Here is a 22,253-nt window from a genome sequence, read left to right as displayed (position 1 = left end):
AAACATGAACATTCCTCAAATAAGACTGGAAAGCCGGTTTGCTAAACTAGGTTTAGAAACGGTCAATGCTTCACTTGATATTCAGCAGCCCAAAGCGGACCTGTCCATCCAGCAGCCTAAAGCAGAGCTATCCATTCAAACTACACCAGGTAAGCTAACAATCGATCAGACAAAAGCCAGAGAAGATGTTGATTTAAAGCATATTTCTAAGCGGATAGCTGAAGCGGCAGATCAAGGTCATCAAGATGTTCTCTCCGGTATTGCAAGACGAATCCAGCAAGGCGACGAACAAATGAGAATTGAAAATGGCGGCAAGCCTCTTACGGCTCAGGCGAAAAAAAACAGCGAACGCGAAATCAAGCAATTTAACATTGGCTTTCTTCCATCACATTTTAGCGTCAAGCTCGACTATCAGCCTGCTGAAGTGAAAATCGATGTACAAAGAAATGCTCCGATCATTGAGAGCAAAATCAACAAGCCGATCATGGAGTATCAAGCTGGAGAGGTCAAAGTGGAACTTGCTGAAAAAAACCAGCTGAAGATAGACTTCGTTTCAATCGACAGAAAGATTTAATAGACTCAAAAAAAGGAATGTGAAGCATGTTAATTCAAACGAAATATCATGGGGAAGCAACAATTGATGAAGCCCAAAAGATCACCTTTGAACATGGGATTCCAGGATTTATTGAAGAGAAGCACTTTATCATGCTTCCGCTTGAAGATGACTCGTCATTCTTTATTCTGCAATCCGTTCAATCCCAAAACACAGCATTTGTCGTAACGAGCCCTTTTGTCTTTTTCAAAGACTATGAATTTGATTTGGATGAATCAACAAAAGAATTACTAATGATAGAATCTCCAAATGATGTCGAAGTGTTTGTGATTTTAACAGTGAGTGATCCGTTTACGAACTCAACGGCAAATTTACAAGGTCCGCTGATCTTAAATAAAGGCAAAAAATTGGGCAAGCAGCTCATCCTAAACCAGCCGGAGTACACAACCAAACACCGTTTATGGGAGGGAGCATAATGCTTGTCTTAACCAGAAAAACGGGAGAAGCCATTCAAATTGGCGATGATATTGAACTTTCAGTGATATCTATCGCTGGCGATCAAGTCAAAATCGGTATTAACGCTCCTAAAAATGTAGATATTCATAGAAAAGAAATCTACCTCTCCATTCAAGAAGAAAATAACAAAGCAGCAGAAGTATCTTTAGATATGCTTGCTCAATTGAAGAACAGAAAACCTTAAGCACATTCGCTTAAGGTTTTTTTATGAAATTTTCTAAATGCTATAAAACAACTCCAGAACATGTCGATATAAGAAGTGTAACAAGCAGAACCAACAGGCGGCCGACCGTTGCGACTGCTAGTATATAAGAATTCACATGGATGTGGATTACTACACTTATTTCAAGGAGGAAATTTTAAAATGAGAATTAATCATAATATTTCAGCAATGAACACTTACCGTCAGCTTGGAAATGCAAACAATGCACAAGCTAAGTCAATGGAGAAGTTGTCATCAGGAATGAAAATTAACCGTTCTGCAGATGATGCGGCAGGTCTTGCAATTTCAGAAAAGATGCGTAACCAAGTACGTGGATTAGATCAAGCATCTCGTAACGCTCAAGATGGTATTTCTTTAATTCAAACAGCTGAAGGTGCATTAAACGAAACACATGCTATGCTACAACGTATGGCAGAGTTAACTACTCAAGCTGCAAACGAAACACTAACTACAGATGATTCTGATAAAATTCAAGCTGAACTAGTAGAATTATCTGCCCAAATCGATAATGTTGCTACACAAACAAAATTTAATACGAAATCATTACTTGATGGTACAAGTGATGTTGTATTTCAAGTAGGTGCAAATGCTGACGAAACGATCACTCTTACTTTGACTGATAACAAAGCAGCAACATTAGGAGTAGATACTGCTGCTGGGCTTGTAGCATTAGATGGAACTAACGCAACTGCAAAAGCTAATTTAACAAAAATCCAAGATGCTATTAACACTGTTTCTGAAAACCGTTCTAACTTAGGAGCTGTTCAAAACCGTTTAGAACATACCATCAATAATCTTGGAACTACATCTGAAAACTTAACTGCAGCTGAGTCTCGTATCAGAGATACAGACATGGCTAAAACTATGATGGAGCAAACTAAGAACTCTATCCTTGCTCAAGCTTCTCAAGCTATGCTAGCTCAAGCCAACCAGGCTCCTCAAGGCGTTTTACAATTATTACGTTAATACAGGTATTTTATACATGGAACCCTAGTAATGAGGGTTCCTCTTTCATTAATAGATGTGTGCAATACAAAATCAGTTTTCCTGAATATTAAAATCAAAATAAATAAAAAAATTAAGAACTGCTAAGAAGAGATAGTAGTTCTATTTTTATGTCTTGCTTTCCAACAAAAATAAAATGTTTTGATATAAAGTGTAAAAAATTCTTAAAACATCCGATATTACAAATAGAATAAAATCCAAGGAGCGACCCACCATGATGATCGAAAAAATGTCATCGCAGCCTGGTCCGCGCATCTCAGAAATCGACACAATACCTATTAAACTTCCAGAACATAATAAAGAAGAATACAAACCTGTTTTTCCCAAAGATGAATTAAAAAAAGTGATAAATGGCATGAATGATTTTCTGCAGCCTACTAACACGCATATTCAATTCCAGCTGCATGAAAAGCTAAATGAATATTACGTAACAGTTGTTGATAATCAAACAAAAGAGATTGTACGAGAAATTCCATCGAAAAAAATGCTCGATTTATATGCAGCTATGACAGAGTTCCTTGGCTTTGTTGTAGATAAGAAAATTTAAAGAGGTGATTCAGCATGGTTCGAATAGGTGGTTTAGCAAGCGGGATGGACATTGATTCGCTTGTAGCCGATCTTATGAAAGCAGAGAGAATGCCGCTAAATAAATTAAAGCAAAGCAAACAGACGCTCGAGTGGCAGCGGGACGGCTATCGGGAAATGAACAGCCTTCTGTTTACATTTCGTAATGCGACATTTGATATGAAGTTCTCCAGCAACTACCGTGCACGGGCAACGAACAGCTCGAACTCCGATAAGGTAACGGCAACTGCGACGAGTTCTGCTAGTACATCTTCTTATAGTATTTCGAAGGTAGACCAGCTGGCAACTGCTGCAACTAAAGTTAACGCTGGTGCCATCTCGGCATCCGGATCAAAGGTTGATCCTTCAAAGTCTCTTTACGAAATCAAAGATTCGTTTGCCAACCAGAATTTCAACTGGCAGACAGGGACGGTGAAAAATCAGACGATTACTGCTGCTGCCGATGGAAGTTCTTTAAAACTGACATTAGAGAGCGGAGAAGTTCTTAAAAACTTTGATAAAGATGCAGTCGTAAAAGTGGACGGAAAATCGTTTACTCTAGTAACAGGAACGCCGCAGGCTGGAGAAGTACAGGTAGACAGTGCCGGCAATCTCACATTCGGAGAGACTGTCAAAAAAGGCAGTACAGTAAAAGTGGATTACGTAATCGACAGTACAGACAATTACATGTCTTTTGATATGCAGACACACACGTCCAAAGGGCAAATCAAAGAAAATTTTCTGATCAAGGGAACAGATTCCTTAAATACCGTTTTTAATAAAATAAACTCATCTCAGCTGGGTGTTACCGCTTTATATGATTCTTTTTCAGATAAAATTACGCTGACCAGAAAAGAGACAGGTGACTTTAATACAGCTGGCAATGAAATCATTACTTCTACCGGTTTCTTGAACAATGTGCTGAGATTTGGTTCTGGAACGGAAACGGGCGGCCAGAACGCAAAATTCACGATCAATGGTCTTTCAACAGAGCGTACATCGAACACCTTTGAAATGAGCGGAGTTACCTTTACTCTAAAAGACACATTCACAGCAGCAGACCCTGCCGTTTCCATTAACATCACAAACGACACGAACGCTGTCTTCGACAACATTAAAAAGTTTGTGACTCTATATAATGAAACCATTGCTAAAATTCAGGGTAAAACAGATGAAACACGCTACCGTGATTACCAGCCGCTGTCGGATGAAGAGCGCGAATCTCTGACGGATAAACAGCAGGAACAATGGGATGAAAAGGCGCAAAGCGGACTGCTCAGAAAAGACTCCATCTTAACGGGTGCACTCAGCCAAATGCGTTCAGATTTTTATTCTACTCTATCAGCCGCATCTGGCTCGTCTTTCACTCATCTGTCTAACATTGGTATCTCAACTACTTCGAACTATCGTGAAGGCGGCAAGCTGATTATCGATGAAGCGAAGCTGAAAAAAGCGATTGAAGAGAACCCTGAAGGTGTGGAGAAGCTATTCACAAGCAGCGGTGCGACAAGCGGTGAAAAAGGGATTATCACAAATCTCTATGACAATCTGAAGACTACAATGGATAAGCTGAATGCCAAGGCAGGAACTTCAAGCTCAACTAGCCAGCAGTTTACAATCGGCAGAAACCTTTCATCGATTGACAATCAAATTAATCGGTTTGAAGACAGGTTAACGCAAGTGGAAGACCGCTATTGGGCGCAGTTCACGGCGATGGAAAAAGCGATTCAGCGTTCAAATGAACAAATGAGTTATCTTATGCAGCAATTCGGTTAAAAAAGGAGGAATAAATATGGCACTTAACAACCCTTATCAAGCGTATCAGCAAAATTCTGTGAGTACAGCTTCACCGGGCGAATTAACGCTGATGCTTTATAATGGCTGTCTTAAGTTTATTAAGCAGGCACGCCAGGCAATTCAGCAGAAAAATACGCAAGAGAAAAACCTCAATCTTCAAAAAGCACAGCGGATTATTCAGGAGCTGATGATCACGTTAAATCCTGAAGCTGCTGTATCAGAATCGATGATGGCGATGTATGACTATATAAATCGCCGTTTAGTAGAAGCTAATATATCAAACGATTTGGAAATTCTTCATGAAGTGGAAGAGTATGTAACGGAGTTCCGCGATGCGTGGAAGCAAGTGATTCAATCGAACCGCAAGCAGCAGTTCGGGCAAGGCGGTCAGGTGTAGTGAGTGCCGTAAACAAACTGCATCAGCTTACAAAGCAATTGCTGTCAGAAGTGCACGGTGCCGGGGATAAAGACATGAGAGACAGCCACATCGTGAACATCCAGGAGTGGATTGAACAGCGTGACAGCCTGATCCATCAGCTGAAGCCTCCGTACAATCGTGAGGAAAAACAGCTTGGCAAAGAGATTAACGAATGGAACGCCATCATTCATGACAAGCTGAATCTGCTGAAACAGGAAATCAAAAATGATATAACCAGGCTTAGAGTCCAAAAAACATCGAATCAGAAGTATATTAATCCTTATCAGAACGCATCAGTGGACGGGATGTATTATGATAAACGGAAATAACCTCCTCACACAAAGTGAATATGAGCTCTTTTATGCCTATAATGAATTGCTGAATTGCATTGAGGAGGACTTGGTCTTTTTGATTCAGAGCTTTTCATCGATGGAATACACAGAAGGCGAGCATGTCATGGACGATCTTGTGGATGCGTTCATCCAAATAGATACGAAACATTCCGGCATGTTTCACCTGGCTGGAGAAGATGAGTATCTCCAAAATCAGATTCTCTTATTTGATCAGATCATTGAAGTGTTGAAGCCGTTTACATTAAATAAGGACGATGTGTTTTCATTTCAGGTTTTTATTAAAGAAGAGCTTTCCGTCCTGTTTCTCCAGTGGAAAAGGGAGGTTCAGGCATACCTTATGCCATATATTCTCCAGTAATCTCATCTGTATCCGGATGGGATTTTTTCTTTAGAATAAATAAAGATTCCCCGGCATATTCTATTCACATCCTTCCAGGCCAGACGTTCATCCGCAATCTTCAACAAAATTCACAAACGTTTAACATTATTTTTAAGTTTGAGCAGGAATACTAGAGGGAAAAGAAGAATTAAGTTTACATATCCTTTACAAAGGAGGAGTTCATTTTGAATTATAACGTCAGAGGCGAAAACATTGAGGTAACTCCAGCTTTAAGAGAGTATGTCGAGAAGAAAATCGGCAAACTGGAACGCTATTTTGAGGATTCAATTGAAGCAAACGTAAATGTGAATTTAAAATTCTACAATGATCAAGAATCAAAGATTGAAGTGACGATTCCAATGACCAATTTAGTGTTGCGTGCTGAGGAATACAACGAGGATATGTACGCTGCGATCGATCTTGTGACAAACAAGCTTGAGCGTCAGATCCGTAAACATAAAACGAAAGTAAACCGCAAATTGCGCGAGCAGGGTTCTGCTAAATTCATGTTCGCTAATGGAACAGACGAGCCGGAAGGTGCACAGGCGCAAACGGCTGTTCAGGAAGAAGAAGATCAAATTCAAGTTGTCCGCACAAAGCGCTTTAACTTAAAGCCGATGGACAGTGAAGAAGCGATTCTTCAAATGAACATGCTGGGCCATAATTTCTTCGTTTTCACAAATGCTGAAACGAATACAACGAATGTGGTTTATCAGCGCAAAGACGGTAAATACGCGATTATTGAACCAACTGAATAATACCAATAACCCAATGCAGTCCGTTCTACCGAGCGGGCTGCATTTTAATGTGACCGGATTTTATCTTGGTCTTATTTTTTTTGTTCTTTTCATAATCTTTGTCGCTTATAGACAAAATGTTAAAACTCTAAGCGGAATGAAACGAAATACATTTATAATCGAAAACACATCAATCTATGCGAAAACAGCCCATATTTTCAACAAGAAACATGCTTTTTGTGTGCATACCCGATATACTGTTGAAAACATTAAATATATGGTAAAATAGATAATAGTTTTGAAATTTCTAGCGGGTTCTCATGAATACTGTTCATGTATGGCACTTCATTAGACAGAGGAGCGTATAAAATGCTTGGAATCTTAAATAAGGTGTTTGATTTTAACAAACGTGCATTAAATAAATATGAAAAAATGGCTAATCAAATAGAGTCGCTTGCATCAGACATGGAGAAGCTTTCTGATGAAGATCTAAAAGCGAAAACAGAGGAGTTCAAAGGGCGCATTGCAAAAGGCGAAAGCGTAAACGACCTTCTGACTGAAGCATTCGCAGTCGTACGTGAAGCTTCAAAGCGTGTTCTTGGCTTATATCCTTATCCTGTTCAGCTAATGGGGGGTATTGCCCTTCATGACGGGAATATCTCTGAGATGAAAACAGGGGAAGGTAAAACATTGACTTCCACAATGCCTGTTTATTTGAATGCTCTTTCTGGAAAAGGCGTTCATGTTGTAACAGTCAATGAATACTTGGCAAGCCGTGATGCTGTTGAAATGGGCAAGCTGTATGAATTCCTTGGTCTAACGGTAGGCTTAAATACAAACGGCCTTTCAAAAGAAGAAAAGCGTGCAGCTTATGCGGCTGATGTTACGTATTCTACTAATAATGAATTAGGCTTTGATTACTTGCGCGATAACATGGTGCTTTACAAAGAGCAGATGGTTCAGCGTCCGCTTCATTTTGCTGTTATTGATGAAGTTGACTCCATCTTGATTGACGAAGCGCGTACACCGCTGATTATTTCCGGCTCTGCTGCTAAGTCAACTATGCTTTATGTGCAGGCAAACGGTTTTGTCCGTTCTCTTAAACGTGATGAGGATTATACGTTTGATGAAAAAACAAAGGGCGTTCAGCTGACAGAAGACGGGATGTCCAAAGCTGAAAAAGCATTCCATATTGAAAATCTATTTGATCTTACACATGTTTCATTGAATCATCATATTAATATGGCATTAAGAGCGCATGTTGTGATGCACAATGATGTAGATTACGTAGTCGAAGAAGGAAATGTTGTCATCGTTGACCAGTTTACAGGACGTCTAATGAAAGGCCGCCGCTACAGTGATGGTCTTCATCAGGCGATTGAAGCTAAAGAGGGTCTTGAGATTCAAAATGAGAGCATGACGCTTGCGACGATTACGTTCCAGAACTACTTCCGCATGTACGAGAAGCTCTCCGGTATGACCGGTACAGCGAAAACGGAAGAAGAGGAGTTCCGCAACATTTACAACATGCAGGTTGTTGCGATTCCGACGAACCGTGATGTTGTTCGTGATGACCGCGCAGATCTTGTTTACCGTTCAATGGAAGGCAAGTTTAAAGCAGTTGTAGATGATGTAACGACTCGTTATTTTGCAGGACAGCCCGTTTTGGTCGGTACAGTCGCTGTTGAAACGTCAGAGCTTATTTCTAAGCTTTTGAAGAAAAAAGGTGTTCCTCATAATGTTCTTAATGCGAAGAACCATGAGCGCGAAGCCGAAATTATCGAAAATGCCGGTCACCAAGGCTCTGTTACAATCGCAACAAACATGGCTGGACGCGGTACGGATATCAAGCTTGGACCTGGTGTAAGAGAGCTTGGCGGTTTAGCTGTAATCGGTACTGAGCGTCATGAATCACGCCGAATCGATAATCAGCTCCGCGGACGTTCCGGCCGTCAGGGAGATCCTGGTGTGACTCAATTCTACCTTTCAATGGAAGATGAATTGATGAGACGCTTCGGTTCTGAGAATATGATGGCGATGATGGACCGTCTCGGAATGGATGATTCACAGCCGATTCAAAGTAAAATTGTTACCCGTGCGGTTGAATCTGCGCAAAAACGTGTTGAGGGCAATAACTTCGATGCGCGTAAACAGCTTCTGCAGTATGATGATGTTCTTCGTCAGCAGCGTGAAGTTATTTACAAGCAGCGCTTTGATGTGATTGATTCAGAAAATCTTCGCAGCATCGTTGAAGGAATGGTTACATCCACTGTTGAGCGTGTGGTTGCGATGTACACTCCTAAGGACGAGCTTCCTGAGGAATGGAATCTTGAAGGACTGCTTGATTATCTGAATGCCAATCTTCTTGAAGAAGGCGTGTTTACAGTGAATGATTTCAAAGGAAAAGAATCTGAAGAAATCACAGAGCTTGTGCTTGAGAAAACAAAAGCACGCTACAGCCAAAAAGAAGAAGCGTTCGGCGAAGAGCAGATGCGCGAATTCGAAAAGGTTATTCTGCTTCGTGCGGTTGATACGAAATGGATGGATCATATTGATGCGATGGATCAATTGCGTCAAGGTATTCACCTTCGCGCATATGGTCAGACAGATCCGCTTCGCGAGTATCAAATGGAAGGCTTTGCAATGTTTGAAAACATGATTGCATCGATTGAAGAAGATGCTGCAAAATATATCATGAAAGCAGAAATCCGCAACAACCTTGAGCGTGAGGAAGTTGCAAAACCACAGGAGGCCACACACACGAAAGAGGGAGACGAGGCGCCTAAGAAAAAACCTGTGAAAAAGCAGATGGAAATTGGCCGAAATGAAGCATGTGTATGCGGAAGCGGCAAAAAATACAAAAACTGCTGCGGTAAGTAAATCAGGAAAGAGAGGTGTTAAGCACCTCTCTTTACCCCATTTTAGAGGAGAATTATGATGGAACTAGCAGATATCCGGAACGAACTTGAAAAAATGGCTAAGAAATTAGCGGCTTTTAGGGGGTCTCTTTGACCTCGATCATAAACAGGCTCGCATTGATGAGCTAGATGAAATGATGTCCCATCCAAATTTCTGGGACAGTCAAAGTGAAGCACAGGCAGTTATTAATGAAAGCAATGCTTTAAAAGAAGCGGTCAATCAATTTAATGAAATGAACGAAACACATGAAAATCTCGAAATGACTCATGAGCTTTTAAAAGAAGAGTTTGATGCTGAACTTCATGCTGAACTTGAAAGTGAAGTAACAGACCTGACAACGGCTATGAGCGAATTTGAGCTTCAGCTCCTATTAAGCGAGCCTCATGACAAAAACAATGCGATTCTTGAACTTCATCCGGGCGCTGGCGGCACGGAGTCCCAGGACTGGGGTTCCATGCTGCTCCGCATGTATACCCGCTGGGGCGAAAAGAAAGGCTTTAAGGTTGAAACACTTGATTATCTGCCTGGCGATGAAGCCGGCATCAAGAGTGTCACGCTTCTTTTCAAAGGCCATAACGCCTACGGTTACTTGAAAGCGGAAAAAGGTGTTCACCGTCTTGTCCGTATTTCTCCGTTTGATGCATCAGGCCGCCGCCATACATCGTTTGTATCGTGCGAAGTGATGCCTGAATTCAATGATGAAATTGATATTGATATCCGCACAGAGGACCTGAAAATTGATACGTACCGTGCGAGCGGTGCCGGCGGTCAGCATATCAATACAACTGACTCAGCCGTCCGCATCACACACGTTCCTACCAATACGGTTGTGACTTGCCAAACTGAGCGCTCACAGATTAAAAACCGTGAGAGAGCGATGAAAATGCTTCAGGCAAAGCTTTATCAGCTGAAGCTTGACGAGCAGCAGGCAGAGCTTGACGAAATCCGCGGAGAACAAAAAGAAATCGGCTGGGGATCCCAGATCCGTTCTTACGTTTTCCACCCGTACTCTCTTGTAAAAGATCACCGTACAAGTACGGAGAGCGGAAACGTTCAAGGTGTCATGGACGGGGACTTGGATCCGTTTATTGATGCTTACTTGCGTTCAAAACTTTCATAAAGAAATGAAGCAGCTGTCCTTTGGGCGGCTGCTTTTTTATGGCCAACTGCACGGTCGGAAAATTAGGAGGTGTCTGGAAAAAAGAAAGTAAATGAATCAATTCGGCAAGTATTTCTATTATTTTTTCAAGTAAAATACGCTATTCGGCAAGTATAGTTCCAATTTCGGACAGTAATTCAGCGAAGTTAACTGTTTCGACTTAAACTAAATATGGCTAAATCTTTATTCTATAGTAAAAACTAACTCCACCGCTTTACCTCTTTAGCACGTTATTTCACTGTTATTTACAGCTTGATCAGCCTGGTGCTATACTCTGTAAGGTTATGTTAAAAAACAAGTGTTTTCATAGATGGAGGATATAAGATGTTTCAGCGTAAACGCACTCGTACATACAATCCTGTTTTAGAAAAAATTTCTTCCTATTTCTTTATTTTACTCGGGTCTGGAATCGTTGCCATCGCCTTTAATTTGTTTCTTCTGCCTAACCGCATAGCATCCGGTGGAGTGAGCGGCATCAGTACGATTACAGATTCGTTATTTGGATTTGAACCTGCTTATGTGCAGTGGGCGTTCAACATTCCTTTATTTATTGCGGGAGTGCTGCTCCTGGGCAAACAATTTGGTTTAAAAACATTGATAGGAACTATTTTCCTTCCGTTTGTCGTTTTTTTAACGAAAGATATGTCACCTGCAACTACAGACCCTTTGCTTGGAGCGATTTTCGGCGGGATCGGGGTTGGCCTTGGCCTCGGTCTTGTTTTTAGAGGAAAAGCCTCAACAGGAGGGACAGACCTTGCTGCACAGATCATTCATAAGTTCACGGGTCTGTCTCTCGGAACATGTGTAGCTTTAATAGATGGTCTGATTGTGCTGACAGCGGCGGTTGTTTTTGATATTGAACTCGGCCTTTATGCGCTTGTAGCTCTTTATGTGACCAGCAAAACGATTGATATCGTTCAAGTTGGCCTTGGCCGTTCAAAAATGACGATGATCATTACGAACCAGGAAGAAGAGGTCAGAAAGGCGATTCTCAGTGAAATCGACAGAGGCGTTACCAAGCTGTCTGCTTTTGGAGGCTACACGGAGAATGAACGGCCGATTTTGATGTGTGTAGTCGATCAAACAGAATTCACCAAATTGAAACAACTCGTAAAAAGCATTGATACGTCTGCGTTTGTCGTCGTTATGGATGCTTCTGATGTCCTCGGTGAAGGTTTCAAGAGGGCCTAGATAGGATATAATAGAAATGTATTTTATATCCTTATTTGAGGAGGATTTTGGCAATGAAAACAAAACTATTCGCACTATTATTTGGAACATCACTTGCGCTCGCGGCATGCGGAGGCGGAGATAATGCCGGAGAAGAGCCGAAGGACGATACAGGGTCAAAGGATACGGCACAAGCTGAAGAAATCGTTCAGCAAAACTGCATCAGCTGTCATGGTCAAAATCTTGAAGGCGGCGGGGCGGCACCAAGCCTTGAAAAAGTAGGCGGTAAATATGATCAAGAGAAAATTGAAAGCATTATTAACAAAGGTCAGGGCGGAATGCCTGCAGGTCTTATTAATGAAACAGACGCAGCTGTCGTAGCAGAATGGCTTGCTCAGAAAAAGTAATTTGCATAAAAAGGCCAGCCAGATCATATGGCTGGTTTTCCTGTTTTTATCCCCCTATTTAACCTAATTAATCCAAATCCGCAAGTAAAACCTTTCGACACTCAGAAATATTTTCCATTAATAAATCCCTAAAAAAAGATTGTCTTTTTAGTCAGAAAGTTCTAATATTTAGATTAAAGCGCTGTCAATAGCTCTAACATTGGAACTATAAATGATTGTAAATCGATAAAATTCTACAATTTACGACGTTGAAATGAAACTGTAATATTTTTAAGTCTATTTTTGCCGAACTTTGATGTTATAATATTTTTTGTGGGTAATCTTATTAATATATGAAAATATTGGATACATATTCCGAGACTCTACTAAACACGAACCAGCGGACACCACGTAATCTACAAAATAAACAGCTTTGGGTGATAAAAATATGATCGAAATGACAGACGTTTTTAAAACGTATTCAAATGGCGTACTCGCCATTAATGGAATAAATGTAAAAATAGATCAGGGCGAATTTGTTTATGTTGTCGGTCCGAGCGGTGCTGGTAAATCAACATTTATTAAAATGATGTACCGTGAAGAAAGACCAACAGACGGCAAAATTGTGATCAATGGAATTAATCTTGCTAAATTGCGGGAAAAGAAAGTTCCTTATTTAAGAAGAAGCATCGGTGTTGTTTTCCAGGACTTTAAACTTTTGCCTAAGTTAACAGTTTTTGAGAACATTGCATTTGCCCTTGAAGTTATTGGAGAGAATCCTAGAATTATCAAAAAGAAAGTGCTGGACGTTTTAGATCTTGTTCAGCTCAAGCATAAGGCTAGATTTTTCCCTAATGAGTTATCAGGAGGAGAACAGCAGCGCGTATCGATTGCACGGTCAATTATTAACAATCCTGGGGTTGTCATTGCAGATGAGCCGACAGGAAACCTTGACCCTGATACGTCCTGGGAGATCATGAGCATCTTCGAGGAAATCAACAATCGAGGAACGACTGTTGTGATGGCGACACACAACCGTGAGATAGTAAACACCATGAAAAAACGCGTCATCGCGATCGAAGATGGAAAGATTGTGCGTGACGAGGCTAGAGGGGAGTATGGGATTTATGATTAGAACCCTTGGGCGTCACTTCAAAGAAACGTTAAAAAGCTTAAGCCGTAATGCTTGGATGACATTTGCGTCAGTCAGTGCCGTAACTGTCACTTTAATCCTTGTCGGAACGTTCCTGGTTATTATGATGAACTTAAACAACTTTGCTTCTAAAGTTGAAGAGGACGTTGAAATACGGGTGCTGGTTGATGTGACAAGCACGCCGGAGGAACAAAAAGAGCTCAGGAACAAGGTAGATAACCTGAGCGGAATTGCATCTGCCAAACTTTCTCCGAAAGAAAAAGAGCTTGATAACCTGATCAGCAGCATGGGAGAACAGGGGAAATCATATCAGCTTTTTGAACAGAACAATCCTTTGAATGATGTGATCGTCATCAAAACGGAAGATCCGCGCGATACACCTCAAATCGCGAAGAAGATTGAGGGCTTTAATGGAGCGTATAAAGTTCTGTACGGCAAGGAAGAAGTAGAAAAACTGTTCAATTTCGTTGAAATCTCAAGAAACATCGGCATCGCATTGATTATTGGATTAGTCTTTACGGCCATGTTCCTTATCTCAAATACAATTAAAATTACGATTTTTGCCAGAAGGCATGAAATCGAGATTATGAAACTAGTAGGCGCAACAAACTGGTTTATCCGCTGGCCGTTCTTCTTAGAAGGATTAATGCTTGGAATTATGGGCTCAATCATTCCGATTGTACTCGTAATGGCCACGTACAACTATTTATTTACATGGGTTGAACCGAAAGTTGCAGGTTCATTCGTTCAATTACTTCCGTTTAGTCCATTCGTCTTCCAAGTATCAGCTATTCTGATCTTAATAGGCGCATTAATCGGAGTATGGGGAAGCTTAATGTCTGTCCGCAAGTTCTTAAGAGTATAAACTGGCAATCTGACTGATTGCTGGTTTCCTCGTTCAGAGGATGATAGATAAAGGGAGGAACTAGAGAGTGAGAAAGAAAATCTTATCGCTTGGGTTGGCTGCTTTAATAGGGACAAGCTCTATTATTATTCCAATTACCCAAGAAAAAGCTTATGCAAACGCTGATCTTGAAAAGAAAAAAGCAGATATTCAAAATGAGCGTTCCGGCATTGATTCAAACATTCAAGAAAAACAAGGTCAATTATCAGAGCTTGAACAAAAAGAGAAAAGCTTGAACAGCGAAATCGAAAAACTTGATAAGCAAACAGCGGATACAAATGAGAAAATCCGTGAGCGTCAAGCTGAGATCGAAGAGGCAAAACAGAAAATCGAAGAATTAAAGATTCAAATTGAAGAAGTTAAAGAGCGTATCAAAAAACGCAATCTACTTCTAGAGGACCGTGTGCGATCTCTACAGGAGAGCGGCGGCGTAGTAAGCTATTTAGATGTGCTACTAGGTGCTCAGGATTTCGGTGATCTTGTTACACGCGTAAGTGCAGTGACAACGATCGTTGATGCAGATAAAGAAATTATCAAAGCTCACGAGGAAGACAAAAAACTTCTAGAGCAAAGTGAAGCAGAACTAAGTAGCCAGCTTCAGAAGCTTGAAACAGCTTTAACTGAATTAGAGGCATTAAAACAGCAGTTAAATAAGCAGGCAAAAGAAAAAGCTGCTTTAGTTAAGCAAGTACAAGCCCAGCATCAAGAAACAGAAGCTGCGATCTATGAATTAGAAGACGAAGCATCATTCTTGAAAGAGCAGGAAGCAGCAATCCAAAAAGAAATGGAACGTCAAAAACAATTAGAAGAACAGCGTAAGCGTGAAGCGGCAGAAGCTGCAGCAAGAGCAAAACAGGAAGCAGCAGCGGCGGCGGCAGCGAAAGCATCAGCTGCAAAGGCAGCAGCGGCTAAGCCTGCAGCTTCTTCATCTGACAGTTCTTCTAACGAATCAGCAGCGCCAGCTCCGGCTCCAGAGCCAGCACCTGCACCGGCAGTAACTGGAGGCAAGTTCATGTGGCCTGCACAAGGTACATTTACATCAGGTTATGGCCATCGCTGGGGCAAATTGCACGCTGGTATTGATATTGCAAACAGAGCAAGCAATGTACCGGTTGTTGCAGCAGCAGCAGGAACAGTTATCCGTTCTTACTACTCAAGCAGCTATGGAAACTGTGTATTCATCTCACATAACATCGACGGTAAAGTATACACAACTGTTTATGCTCATCTAGATGCACGCCATGTAAGCAGCGGACAATCTGTAAGCAAAGGCCAGCAGCTTGGATTCATGGGTAACACAGGACGTTCAACAGGGAAGCATCTTCACTTCGAAATTCACGATGGTGCTTGGAAAAACCCAGTTAACCCAATGCAGTTCTTACAATAGTAATCAAACTCCTAAAACATTTTGTTTTAGGAGTTTTTTATTTGTCACGTGTATTGATTTATTATTTTTATAGTAAAAACAACAATCTAACATAAGGAAGCGTCTGAATCGTACCCCGCCAAATCGAGTAACGATATGGGAGGGTAAGAAACCGCCAGAATCGTACCCTGCAAAATCGAAAAACGATATGGGAGGGTAAGAAACCGCTTGAATCATACCCCGGCAAATCGAGTAACGATATGGGAGGGTAGGAAACCGCCAGAATCGTACCCCGCCAAACCGAATAACAGTAACGGAGGGTTAGAATACCACCGCTAACCTCTCTTTTCCTTCGGATCCTTATCTGCCTGCAGGATTTGACCAAGACGCTCGCGCTTTTCGTATGTTCCCCTAATTTTCAGAGGAATCATCTTGTCCTACATGATTTATCCTTTTTTCACATATACTAGAGATACGAGTTTATATAAAAGACCGTACATACTTTACCTTTTAGAAGGAGGAACAAGATGAAGCAAAAAGTCACAGCTCTTATGATGGTTCTCTCAGTGGCACTGGGTGCGGGCGGCATGTACGCAGGTCAGCAGTTTATGGAGCATGATCAGCAGGAGACAAGAGCAGAAGAGCTTGCCGTTCCTGCTGTGACTGATGTGTTAAAGCAAGACCGGAATCAGGAAGTTGAAGGCCTTGATAAAGTGAAACAGGCCTATGAGTTAATCTCGAGCAAATATGTGGAAGAAGTCGATGAGGAGGAGCTGCTTGAGGGTGCCATTCAAGGCATGCTGTCGACTCTCGATGATCCTTATTCTGTCTATATGGATAAAGAAACGGCCAAGCAATTCTCTGACAGTCTTGATTCTTCTTTTGAAGGCATCGGAGCTGAAGTGGGAATGGATGGCGGCAAAATCATTATCGTCTCCCCGTTTAAAAATTCACCTGCAGAAAAAGCAGGTTTGCAGCCGAATGATCAGGTCATTGCCATTGATGGCGAGTCTGTAGTGGGCAGCGATTTGAACGATACGGTTCTGAAGATCCGCGGTAAAAAAGGGACAAAGGTTAAGATTGAAGTTCTGCGGACCGGTTCAAAAGAAAAGCTGAGCTTTGATGTGACCCGTGACGAAATTCCAATTGAAACAGTCTTCAGCTCAGTTAAAACGAAAGGGAAATCAAAATACGGCTATATTGAAATTACCTCTTTTTCAGAGGATACGGCTAAAGATTTCAATGAAGAATTAACAAAGCTTGAGCAAAAAAACATAAAAGGATTAGTCCTTGATGTTCGCGGAAATCCGGGCGGTTACTTGCAGAGTGTCGAGGAGATTCTGAAGCAGTTTGTGACAAAGGAACAGCCATATATTCAAATTGAAGAGCGCAATGGCGATAAAAAACGCTATTTCTCAAGCTTGACTGAGAAAAAAGACTATCCGGTTACAGTGCTGATTGATAAAGGAAGTGCATCTGCTTCTGAAATTCTTGCGGGTGCTTTAAAAGAAGCCGGGAAGTATGAGATTATTGGCGAGACTTCTTTTGGTAAAGGCACTGTTCAGCAGGCTGTGCCTATGGGTGACGGAAGCAACATCAAGCTGACTCTTTATAAATGGCTCACACCTGAAGGCAATTGGATTCATAAAAAAGGGGTTGAACCAACCGTTAGGGTCTCACAGCCTAAACATCTGACAACCCCGCCGATTCAGCTGGAAAAACCGCTCGCAGTCGATATGAATGATGAACAAATCAAAACAGCACAAATTCTTCTAAAGGGATTAGGCTATGATCCGGGCAGAGAAGATGGATATTTTGGCAAGAAGATGGCTGTAGCCGTAAAGGATTTTCAAAAGAAAAATAAACTTGCAGCTACAGGGAATATTGATGTTCAGACAGCAGACACCATTAATCAAAAGGTTTCTGAGCAGCGTTTGGACGGAAAACATGATCTTCAGCTTGAGAAAGCGATTGAAACATTATCTAAATAAAAACAGGGTCAGCTTGCAAACTAGTGAGCTGGCCCTGTTTTTATGGGAATTACTAACAAAATAGCTACATTTAGGACGATTTTCAATTTATTTGTGGAAAATACGACGAAAATCAGAAGGGATTTCCGTATTTTTATAATTAGTTCAGACTTTTCGCGCACATAAAAATGAAACTTTAGCTAGTTGATTAATCGGGATAATAGTTTTACGATGGAAGTACTGTTCTACAACACACTCTAAACACAGAAAGATGGGGAGATCAATTGAAAAAAAGGGCAAGTGTGATGAGAGAACAAACTTATCGACAGTTGACAGAAGAATTCAAAGAACGATTACAAACTGAAAATTCCTCACATGCGAAGGTCAGCAAATGGGTTCAGCTGTTCTGCATGTACTTGGCAAACTACACAGATGTTAAGAGACTGCAGGAAATCGATAAAGTTTGCATTCAAGAATACTTTCACTATTTAACGGAGAACTACAAGCGTCTTTCGTTAAACCTCACGGATATAAAACGGTCTATGCAGCTGATTGAAGAAGTGCTGGATATTAAAGTAGATGATTCACTCCTTGATTTTTCACTTTCGAATTTGCATCTTTGGAGCAAATTAAAGTAAACTCGGTCAGAATAAGATATTCATCCTATTCTATATCTGATAAAATAGCATTAATCGTTTACTTATAAAACAGACGAAAGCAATCAAGGTGGTGTATGAAGTTTGCTCGAAAACTGGTTGCTGGAATTTCTTTTGGCAATGGGAAGGTTTTTTATTCATCCTCTCGTTTATTTTTTCCTTATTTATTCACTTGTGCTTGGGTTTATTCGCATCAAGCGGGAGCGTAAATCCTTCCATACAAGAATTCAAGATATCTATGAAGAAGTGCGCTTTACATATTCTAAAGGGCTGATGGCTGGTCTTCTTTTGTCTGCCGTTACATTTGGACTTGGCGTGATGATTCCGCTCGGTTCCATTGTTCTGCTGGCAATTGTGACTGTTATTCTGTCGCTTACTTTTCAGCTGCGCTTTCTTACGCCTGCTTATACGATGGGACTGACCATCTTTGCTGCATTTTTCCTAATGCAGACAGATGCCGTCTCTTTTTTACCTGATTTAAATGAGACAAGCTTTTCTATCCTTGCGATCGTAATGGGACTGCTTTTGATCGCGGAAGGTGTGCTTGCTTACCGGACAGCGCATTTAAAGACTTCTCCGTTTCTCTTAAAAAGCAGCAGGGGACTTCCGATTGGAAATCATGTCGCAAACCGGACATGGCTGCTTCCGCTGTTTTTGCTCATTCCGGGAGGCTCTTTAACGGAAAGCCTGTCTTGGTGGCCTGTACTTACTATTGGAGACGAGCCGTTTCTTTTTGTCTTCATTCCTTACATCATTGGGTTTCATCAAAGAGTTCAGGGTTCATTGCCTAAAGAAAGTATTATGGTTACGTCTAAGCGCGTCATGTGGCTTGGATTGATTATTTCTGCCGCTGCGGCCGTAAGTGTCTGGTTTATGCCGCTTGCATTCGCAGCAGCACTGCTCGCCATCATCGGCAGGGAATTTTTAACCGTCAGGCAGCGAATGAATGATAACTCGGCAGCCTTCTATTTCTCAAAGCGGGATCACGGCCTGATGGTGCTTGGCATTTTGCCGCACTCACCTGCCGTTAAACTTGAGCTTGAAGTTGGCGAAATCATTATGAAAACAAATGGAGCCTCGGTCAAGACGGTCGATGAGTTTTACCAGGCTCTGCAAATTAACGGTGCTTTCTGCAAAATGGAAGTCATCGGCTTAAACGGAGAGATCCGCTATGTCCAGGGAGCCATTTACAAAGGCGAACACCACGAGCTTGGCATTCTGTTTGTGCAGGATGAGAAGAAGTGGGGGACAGAAGCAGTCTGACAAATTGGACTTTAGCATAATGCTAAAGTCTTTTTTTTTGGAAAAATAAAAATAGATTGACTCTAACGTTACGTCATACCTTAAAGTGAATAGTGAAGGGAGGCTGACAGCTGATGAAAGTAAAAGAAGTCGCGGATTTAACTGGAATTAGTGTGCGCACACTGCATCATTATGATGAAATCGGATTGTTGACGCCAGATGAGGTGACCGATTCTGGATACCGGCTTTATTCCAATGAAAATCTTGAAACGCTGCAGCAGATCTTATTTTTTAAAGAGCTTGGTTTCCCTTTAAAGAAAATAAAAGAAATTATCAGCAGTCCTTCCTTTGACCGGGAAGAAGCGCTCAGGCTGCACAGAAAAATGCTGCTTGAGAAGCGGAACAGGCTGGATCTGATGATTGCAACGGTTGAGAAAACAATCAAACATGCGAAAGGAGATATTGAGATGTCACAAAAAGAAAAATTTGAAGGCTTTGACTTCAGTCAAAATCCTTATGAACAGGAAGCGCGTGAACGCTTTGGAGACGAGGCGGTTGATAAGGCAAACGCAAAAGCAGCCGGCATGACAAAAGAAATGGAGGAGAACTTTAACAATCTTTATAGAAAGCTTGCAGATCTGCGTCATGAATCCCCTTCTTCAGAAGAGTCGCAGGCTGCAATCGGAGAATGGTATGTCCTGCTGAACGAGTTTGGCGATTATTCCCTTGATGCATTTAAAGGTCTCGGTCAAATGTACGTAGATGATGAACGATTTACGAAAAATATAGATAAGTTCGGTGAAGGCTTAGCTGCATACATGCGGGATGCCATGGCTGTTTACGCGGATAACCAAAAGAAATAAGAATAATTTAATGTTGAGCGTTTATTGAATAAGAAAACAGCCAGATGTAAGATCTGGCTGTTATTCTTTTACATGCAAATTTTAAACAAGATAAAGTCCGCGCATACTTTCTTTCTCGGCACCTCAGGATATAATTGATAGGTTTCGTTATACTGCATTCTTTTATGAAGGTTCTCCTGCTCCAATTTTCTAAGTTCTTCTAAAACGTAAAAGTTGTTTGTATCCATCGTTTCCGCCTCCTTTTGTTACTTTCATTATATGGAAAAAACTGCGCGGAAAAATTCATCATTGGAATGAAGTTTTCTCAGACTTTAGATGGGGATTGCAATTTTTGTTAGTTGTAAGATAATGAAGATGCACTTCTTTTAATGAATGGAGGGTTTCTATGAATTTTCCAAAGGATGAAGATGGAAAAGTACTGAATATGCTGTATAAAGAGGGCGTTAATTTTAAAAAGCCCCATATGGTTGATTTTTATGTGGCGGTTCCAGATCAGAAGAACGGGGAAGCCATCTTGAAAGCACTGGCTGATAAAGGCTATAAATTTATGATGGAGTATGACGATGATGTGGAAGAGTGGACGTGCTTTGGTTCTGTTAAGATGCATTTAAAGCATAATGAGATTACAGCCATGCAAAAGAAGCTTGATGCCATCACCAAGCCTCTTGGCGGCTATGCAGATGGATGGAGCGTCATGACGGAATAGAAAAAAGTCAGCCTTAGGGCTGACTTTGTTTATAGAGATAAGAAAGTATAGAATTTTGCGCTTTTCTTATAGGAAAGAAACAATAATAAGCATTGCAAAAATAATCGTCAAATGATTCAGTGAGAAAATGAACATCATTGTTGCCCACTTGTAATCATCCATTTTTTTAAAGCTGATGATTCCGGCAAGCATCCAAGCAAGCGTCAGGGCGAACATGGAGAAAGCGACGACTTTGCTGAATGATAAAAACAGGAATGATGATGCAAGCAGCAAAATTAAATAAACGATTGTTTGAATTTTAGCGCGCGGTGTTCCTTTGACAACAGGAAGCATCGGCACACTTGCATTCTTGTAATCTTCTAAACGTCTGATGGCAATTGCATAGAAATGCGGCGGCTGCCATAAAAACATTAAAACGAATAGTCCGATTGCTGCAGGGTGGAACATGTCAGGCGAAATCGCTGCCCAGCCGATCAAAGGGGCGATGGCGCCGGATAAGCTTCCTACCTCAGTGTTATAGATTGTTTTTCTTTTTGTCCACATTGTATAAGGGACAAGGTATAAAAATAAGCCAAGAGCTCCAATAAAAGCTGTTAAAGGCGAAATGATAAATAAGAATACAATTCCGCTTATTGAAAGTGCGGTTCCAAGCCATAAAGCGAACTTGGGATGAATGGACCCCGTTACTGTCGGTCTCTCCATCGTACGTTTCATTAGAGAGTCGATATCACGGTCGTAATAGTTATTAATCGCACCTGCACCGCCTACAACAGCTGCTGTGCCAAGCAGAGCAAGAATGACGACCAGAATATTATCAACGAAGCTGACATTATATACAGATAATGCTACAGAAAGGCCGGCAAACATACCGAGAAGGTTAGACTTCACAATGCCGTCTTTGACGATAGCTTTAAAATTACTCCAAGAAAAGATGCTTTTTATAGAAAGAGAATCCTCTACGATTACCTCTGTACTTTTCATCACAATTCTCCTTTTCTTATTAAATCCAAAACCTATACCAACATACTTGATTATCTAACATATTAACAGTTATTTGTACTGGAAAGTAATAGTCGGGTGCATTTGACAAAAAGATGTCGTATCTTTGTGAACATTTTCCATACGTTTTCATATTTTTCAGATAATTATTGGATTGAGTATCTGGAAACTGTCCACTATAATGACAGTATCATCCATAACAAAGGAGTGTTTGT

The 22,253-nt window shown here is 41.1% G+C and carries 24 protein-coding genes; 22 read left to right on the top strand and 2 right to left on the bottom strand.

All coding sequences use genetic code 11. From position 1 onward, the window contains the following. Nucleotides 1–4 precede the first annotated feature (4 nt). From ABEQ24_RS19005 to ABEQ24_RS18905, 21 genes are all read left to right on the top strand, one after another. Entirely contained in the window at nt 5–574 is a 570-nt protein-coding gene (locus ABEQ24_RS19005; protein WP_430008260.1) for a DUF6470 family protein, read from the top strand. Nucleotides 575–600: 26 nt separating this feature from the next. Then, complete coding sequence (gene fliW / locus ABEQ24_RS19000) at nt 601–1,029, top strand: flagellar assembly protein FliW (RefSeq protein WP_430008259.1); 429 nt, start codon at nt 601–603, stop codon at nt 1,027–1,029. Beyond that, on the top strand, nt 1,029–1,253 hold the full coding sequence (csrA, locus tag ABEQ24_RS18995; protein WP_133312712.1) for a carbon storage regulator CsrA: 225 nt from the start codon (nt 1,029–1,031) through the stop codon (nt 1,251–1,253). Before fliW ends, csrA begins: the two co-directional genes overlap by 1 nt. A gap of 180 nt (nt 1,254–1,433) precedes the next feature. Further along, nucleotides 1,434–2,258, top strand: a complete 825-nt coding sequence (locus tag ABEQ24_RS18990) for a flagellin (RefSeq protein WP_430008258.1) — start codon at nt 1,434–1,436, stop codon at nt 2,256–2,258. Nucleotides 2,259–2,511: 253 nt separating this feature from the next. After that, nucleotides 2,512–2,844, top strand: a complete 333-nt coding sequence (gene flaG / locus ABEQ24_RS18985; protein ID WP_430008257.1) for a flagellar protein FlaG — start codon at nt 2,512–2,514, stop codon at nt 2,842–2,844. Nucleotides 2,845–2,858: 14 nt separating this feature from the next. Next, nucleotides 2,859–4,637 (top strand): flagellar hook-associated protein 2, encoded by a 1,779-nt coding sequence (locus ABEQ24_RS18980; protein WP_430008256.1) that lies wholly within the window; start codon nt 2,859–2,861, stop codon nt 4,635–4,637. Between the two features lie 16 nt (nt 4,638–4,653). Beyond that, nucleotides 4,654–5,055 (top strand): flagellar export chaperone FliS, encoded by a 402-nt coding sequence (gene fliS, locus ABEQ24_RS18975; protein ID WP_430008255.1) that lies wholly within the window; start codon nt 4,654–4,656, stop codon nt 5,053–5,055. Then, nucleotides 5,055–5,405, top strand: coding sequence for a flagellar protein FliT (locus ABEQ24_RS18970; protein WP_430008254.1), 351 nt, complete (start codon nt 5,055–5,057; stop codon nt 5,403–5,405). The genes fliS and ABEQ24_RS18970 overlap by 1 nt, the downstream gene beginning before the upstream one ends. A 79-nt stretch (nt 5,406–5,484) precedes the next feature. Beyond that, nucleotides 5,485–5,787 (top strand): hypothetical protein, encoded by a 303-nt coding sequence (locus tag ABEQ24_RS18965; protein ID WP_430008253.1) that lies wholly within the window; start codon nt 5,485–5,487, stop codon nt 5,785–5,787. A 206-nt stretch (nt 5,788–5,993) separates the two neighbouring features. Further along, nucleotides 5,994–6,566 carry a ribosome hibernation-promoting factor, HPF/YfiA family gene (gene hpf, locus ABEQ24_RS18960; protein WP_070878191.1) on the top strand — a complete coding sequence of 191 codons (573 nt, stop codon included), beginning with the start codon at nt 5,994–5,996 and terminating at the stop codon, nt 6,564–6,566. 348 nt (nt 6,567–6,914) lie between these two features. After that, a complete protein-coding gene (secA, locus tag ABEQ24_RS18955; protein ID WP_430008252.1) occupies nt 6,915–9,425 on the top strand; it encodes a preprotein translocase subunit SecA in 2,511 nt (836 codons plus the stop codon). A gap of 57 nt (nt 9,426–9,482) precedes the next feature. Beyond that, nucleotides 9,483–10,584 (top strand): peptide chain release factor 2 gene (gene prfB / locus ABEQ24_RS18950; RefSeq protein WP_133312702.1). Its coding sequence is split into 2 segments (ribosomal slippage): nt 9,483–9,554 and nt 9,556–10,584, totalling 1,101 coding nucleotides; the frame shifts between segments, so codons are not numbered across the junction. 363 nt (nt 10,585–10,947) lie between these two features. Beyond that, entirely contained in the window at nt 10,948–11,814 is an 867-nt protein-coding gene (locus tag ABEQ24_RS18945) for a YitT family protein (RefSeq protein ID WP_430008251.1), read from the top strand. 53 nt (nt 11,815–11,867) lie between these two features. Further along, nucleotides 11,868–12,200 carry a cytochrome c551 gene (gene cccB / locus ABEQ24_RS18940; RefSeq protein WP_430008250.1) on the top strand — a complete coding sequence of 111 codons (333 nt, stop codon included), beginning with the start codon at nt 11,868–11,870 and terminating at the stop codon, nt 12,198–12,200. 427 nt (nt 12,201–12,627) lie between these two features. Continuing rightward, nucleotides 12,628–13,314, top strand: coding sequence for a cell division ATP-binding protein FtsE (gene ftsE, locus ABEQ24_RS18935; RefSeq protein ID WP_070878181.1), 687 nt, complete (start codon nt 12,628–12,630; stop codon nt 13,312–13,314). Further along, complete coding sequence (gene ftsX, locus ABEQ24_RS18930) at nt 13,307–14,197, top strand: permease-like cell division protein FtsX (RefSeq protein ID WP_430008249.1); 891 nt, start codon at nt 13,307–13,309, stop codon at nt 14,195–14,197. Before ftsE ends, ftsX begins: the two co-directional genes overlap by 8 nt. Nucleotides 14,198–14,264: 67 nt before the next feature. Further along, nucleotides 14,265–15,623 carry a murein hydrolase activator EnvC family protein gene (locus ABEQ24_RS18925; RefSeq protein WP_430008248.1) on the top strand — a complete coding sequence of 453 codons (1,359 nt, stop codon included), beginning with the start codon at nt 14,265–14,267 and terminating at the stop codon, nt 15,621–15,623. 506 nt (nt 15,624–16,129) lie between these two features. Then, nucleotides 16,130–17,593 carry a S41 family peptidase gene (locus ABEQ24_RS18920; RefSeq protein WP_430008247.1) on the top strand — a complete coding sequence of 488 codons (1,464 nt, stop codon included), beginning with the start codon at nt 16,130–16,132 and terminating at the stop codon, nt 17,591–17,593. 263 nt (nt 17,594–17,856) lie between these two features. Then, nucleotides 17,857–18,210, top strand: a complete 354-nt coding sequence (locus tag ABEQ24_RS18915) for a swarming motility protein SwrAA (protein WP_430008246.1) — start codon at nt 17,857–17,859, stop codon at nt 18,208–18,210. 102 nt (nt 18,211–18,312) lie between these two features. Next, nucleotides 18,313–19,491, top strand: a complete 1,179-nt coding sequence (locus tag ABEQ24_RS18910; RefSeq protein ID WP_430008245.1) for a cell division protein — start codon at nt 18,313–18,315, stop codon at nt 19,489–19,491. 113 nt (nt 19,492–19,604) lie between these two features. Then, nucleotides 19,605–20,333, top strand: a complete 729-nt coding sequence (locus ABEQ24_RS18905) for a MerR family transcriptional regulator (protein ID WP_430008244.1) — start codon at nt 19,605–19,607, stop codon at nt 20,331–20,333. A 68-nt stretch (nt 20,334–20,401) separates the two neighbouring features. On the opposite strand, the gene ABEQ24_RS18900 is transcribed toward ABEQ24_RS18905, so the two are convergent. Further along, on the bottom strand, nt 20,402–20,560 hold the full coding sequence (locus ABEQ24_RS18900; RefSeq protein ID WP_430008243.1) for a hypothetical protein: 159 nt from the start codon (nt 20,558–20,560) through the stop codon (nt 20,402–20,404). Nucleotides 20,561–20,718: 158 nt separating this feature from the next. Between ABEQ24_RS18900 and ABEQ24_RS18895 the strand changes: the two genes are divergently transcribed. Beyond that, nucleotides 20,719–21,039, top strand: coding sequence for a ribonuclease E inhibitor RraB (locus tag ABEQ24_RS18895; RefSeq protein WP_309193064.1), 321 nt, complete (start codon nt 20,719–20,721; stop codon nt 21,037–21,039). Between the two features lie 66 nt (nt 21,040–21,105). On the opposite strand, the gene cyoE is transcribed toward ABEQ24_RS18895, so the two are convergent. Next, on the bottom strand, nt 21,106–22,020 hold the full coding sequence (gene cyoE / locus ABEQ24_RS18890) for a heme o synthase (RefSeq protein WP_430008242.1): 915 nt from the start codon (nt 22,018–22,020) through the stop codon (nt 21,106–21,108). Nucleotides 22,021–22,253: the final 233 nt, after the last annotated feature.

This window comes from Metabacillus idriensis (assembly GCF_050483325.1).
GTDB classification, from domain to species: domain Bacteria; phylum Bacillota; class Bacilli; order Bacillales; family Bacillaceae; genus Bacillus_P; species Bacillus_P idriensis_A.
This window is presented reverse-complemented; position numbering and strand designations above follow the sequence as displayed.

What these genes read in the sequence shown, in the direction of transcription:
- csrA (WP_133312712.1), top strand. Translation starts at nt 1,029, where the DNA reads ATGCTTGTCTTAACCAGAAAAACGGGAGAAGCCATTCAAATTGGCGAT.
- ftsE (WP_070878181.1), top strand. Translation starts at nt 12,628, where the DNA reads ATGATCGAAATGACAGACGTTTTTAAAACGTATTCAAATGGCGTACTC.
- ABEQ24_RS18990 (WP_430008258.1), top strand. Translation starts at nt 1,434, where the DNA reads ATGAGAATTAATCATAATATTTCAGCAATGAACACTTACCGTCAGCTT.
- ABEQ24_RS18900 (WP_430008243.1), bottom strand. Translation starts at nt 20,560, where the DNA reads ATGGATACAAACAACTTTTACGTTTTAGAAGAACTTAGAAAATTGGAG.
- fliS (WP_430008255.1), top strand. Translation starts at nt 4,654, where the DNA reads ATGGCACTTAACAACCCTTATCAAGCGTATCAGCAAAATTCTGTGAGT.
- cyoE (WP_430008242.1), bottom strand. Translation starts at nt 22,020, where the DNA reads ATGAAAAGTACAGAGGTAATCGTAGAGGATTCTCTTTCTATAAAAAGC.
- secA (WP_430008252.1), top strand. Translation starts at nt 6,915, where the DNA reads ATGCTTGGAATCTTAAATAAGGTGTTTGATTTTAACAAACGTGCATTA.
- ABEQ24_RS18905 (WP_430008244.1), top strand. Translation starts at nt 19,605, where the DNA reads ATGAAAGTAAAAGAAGTCGCGGATTTAACTGGAATTAGTGTGCGCACA.
- ABEQ24_RS18945 (WP_430008251.1), top strand. Translation starts at nt 10,948, where the DNA reads ATGTTTCAGCGTAAACGCACTCGTACATACAATCCTGTTTTAGAAAAA.
- ABEQ24_RS18895 (WP_309193064.1), top strand. Translation starts at nt 20,719, where the DNA reads ATGAATTTTCCAAAGGATGAAGATGGAAAAGTACTGAATATGCTGTAT.
- fliW (WP_430008259.1), top strand. Translation starts at nt 601, where the DNA reads ATGTTAATTCAAACGAAATATCATGGGGAAGCAACAATTGATGAAGCC.
- flaG (WP_430008257.1), top strand. Translation starts at nt 2,512, where the DNA reads ATGATGATCGAAAAAATGTCATCGCAGCCTGGTCCGCGCATCTCAGAA.
- ABEQ24_RS19005 (WP_430008260.1), top strand. Translation starts at nt 5, where the DNA reads ATGAACATTCCTCAAATAAGACTGGAAAGCCGGTTTGCTAAACTAGGT.
- ABEQ24_RS18980 (WP_430008256.1), top strand. Translation starts at nt 2,859, where the DNA reads ATGGTTCGAATAGGTGGTTTAGCAAGCGGGATGGACATTGATTCGCTT.
- ftsX (WP_430008249.1), top strand. Translation starts at nt 13,307, where the DNA reads ATGATTAGAACCCTTGGGCGTCACTTCAAAGAAACGTTAAAAAGCTTA.
- cccB (WP_430008250.1), top strand. Translation starts at nt 11,868, where the DNA reads ATGAAAACAAAACTATTCGCACTATTATTTGGAACATCACTTGCGCTC.
- ABEQ24_RS18920 (WP_430008247.1), top strand. Translation starts at nt 16,130, where the DNA reads ATGAAGCAAAAAGTCACAGCTCTTATGATGGTTCTCTCAGTGGCACTG.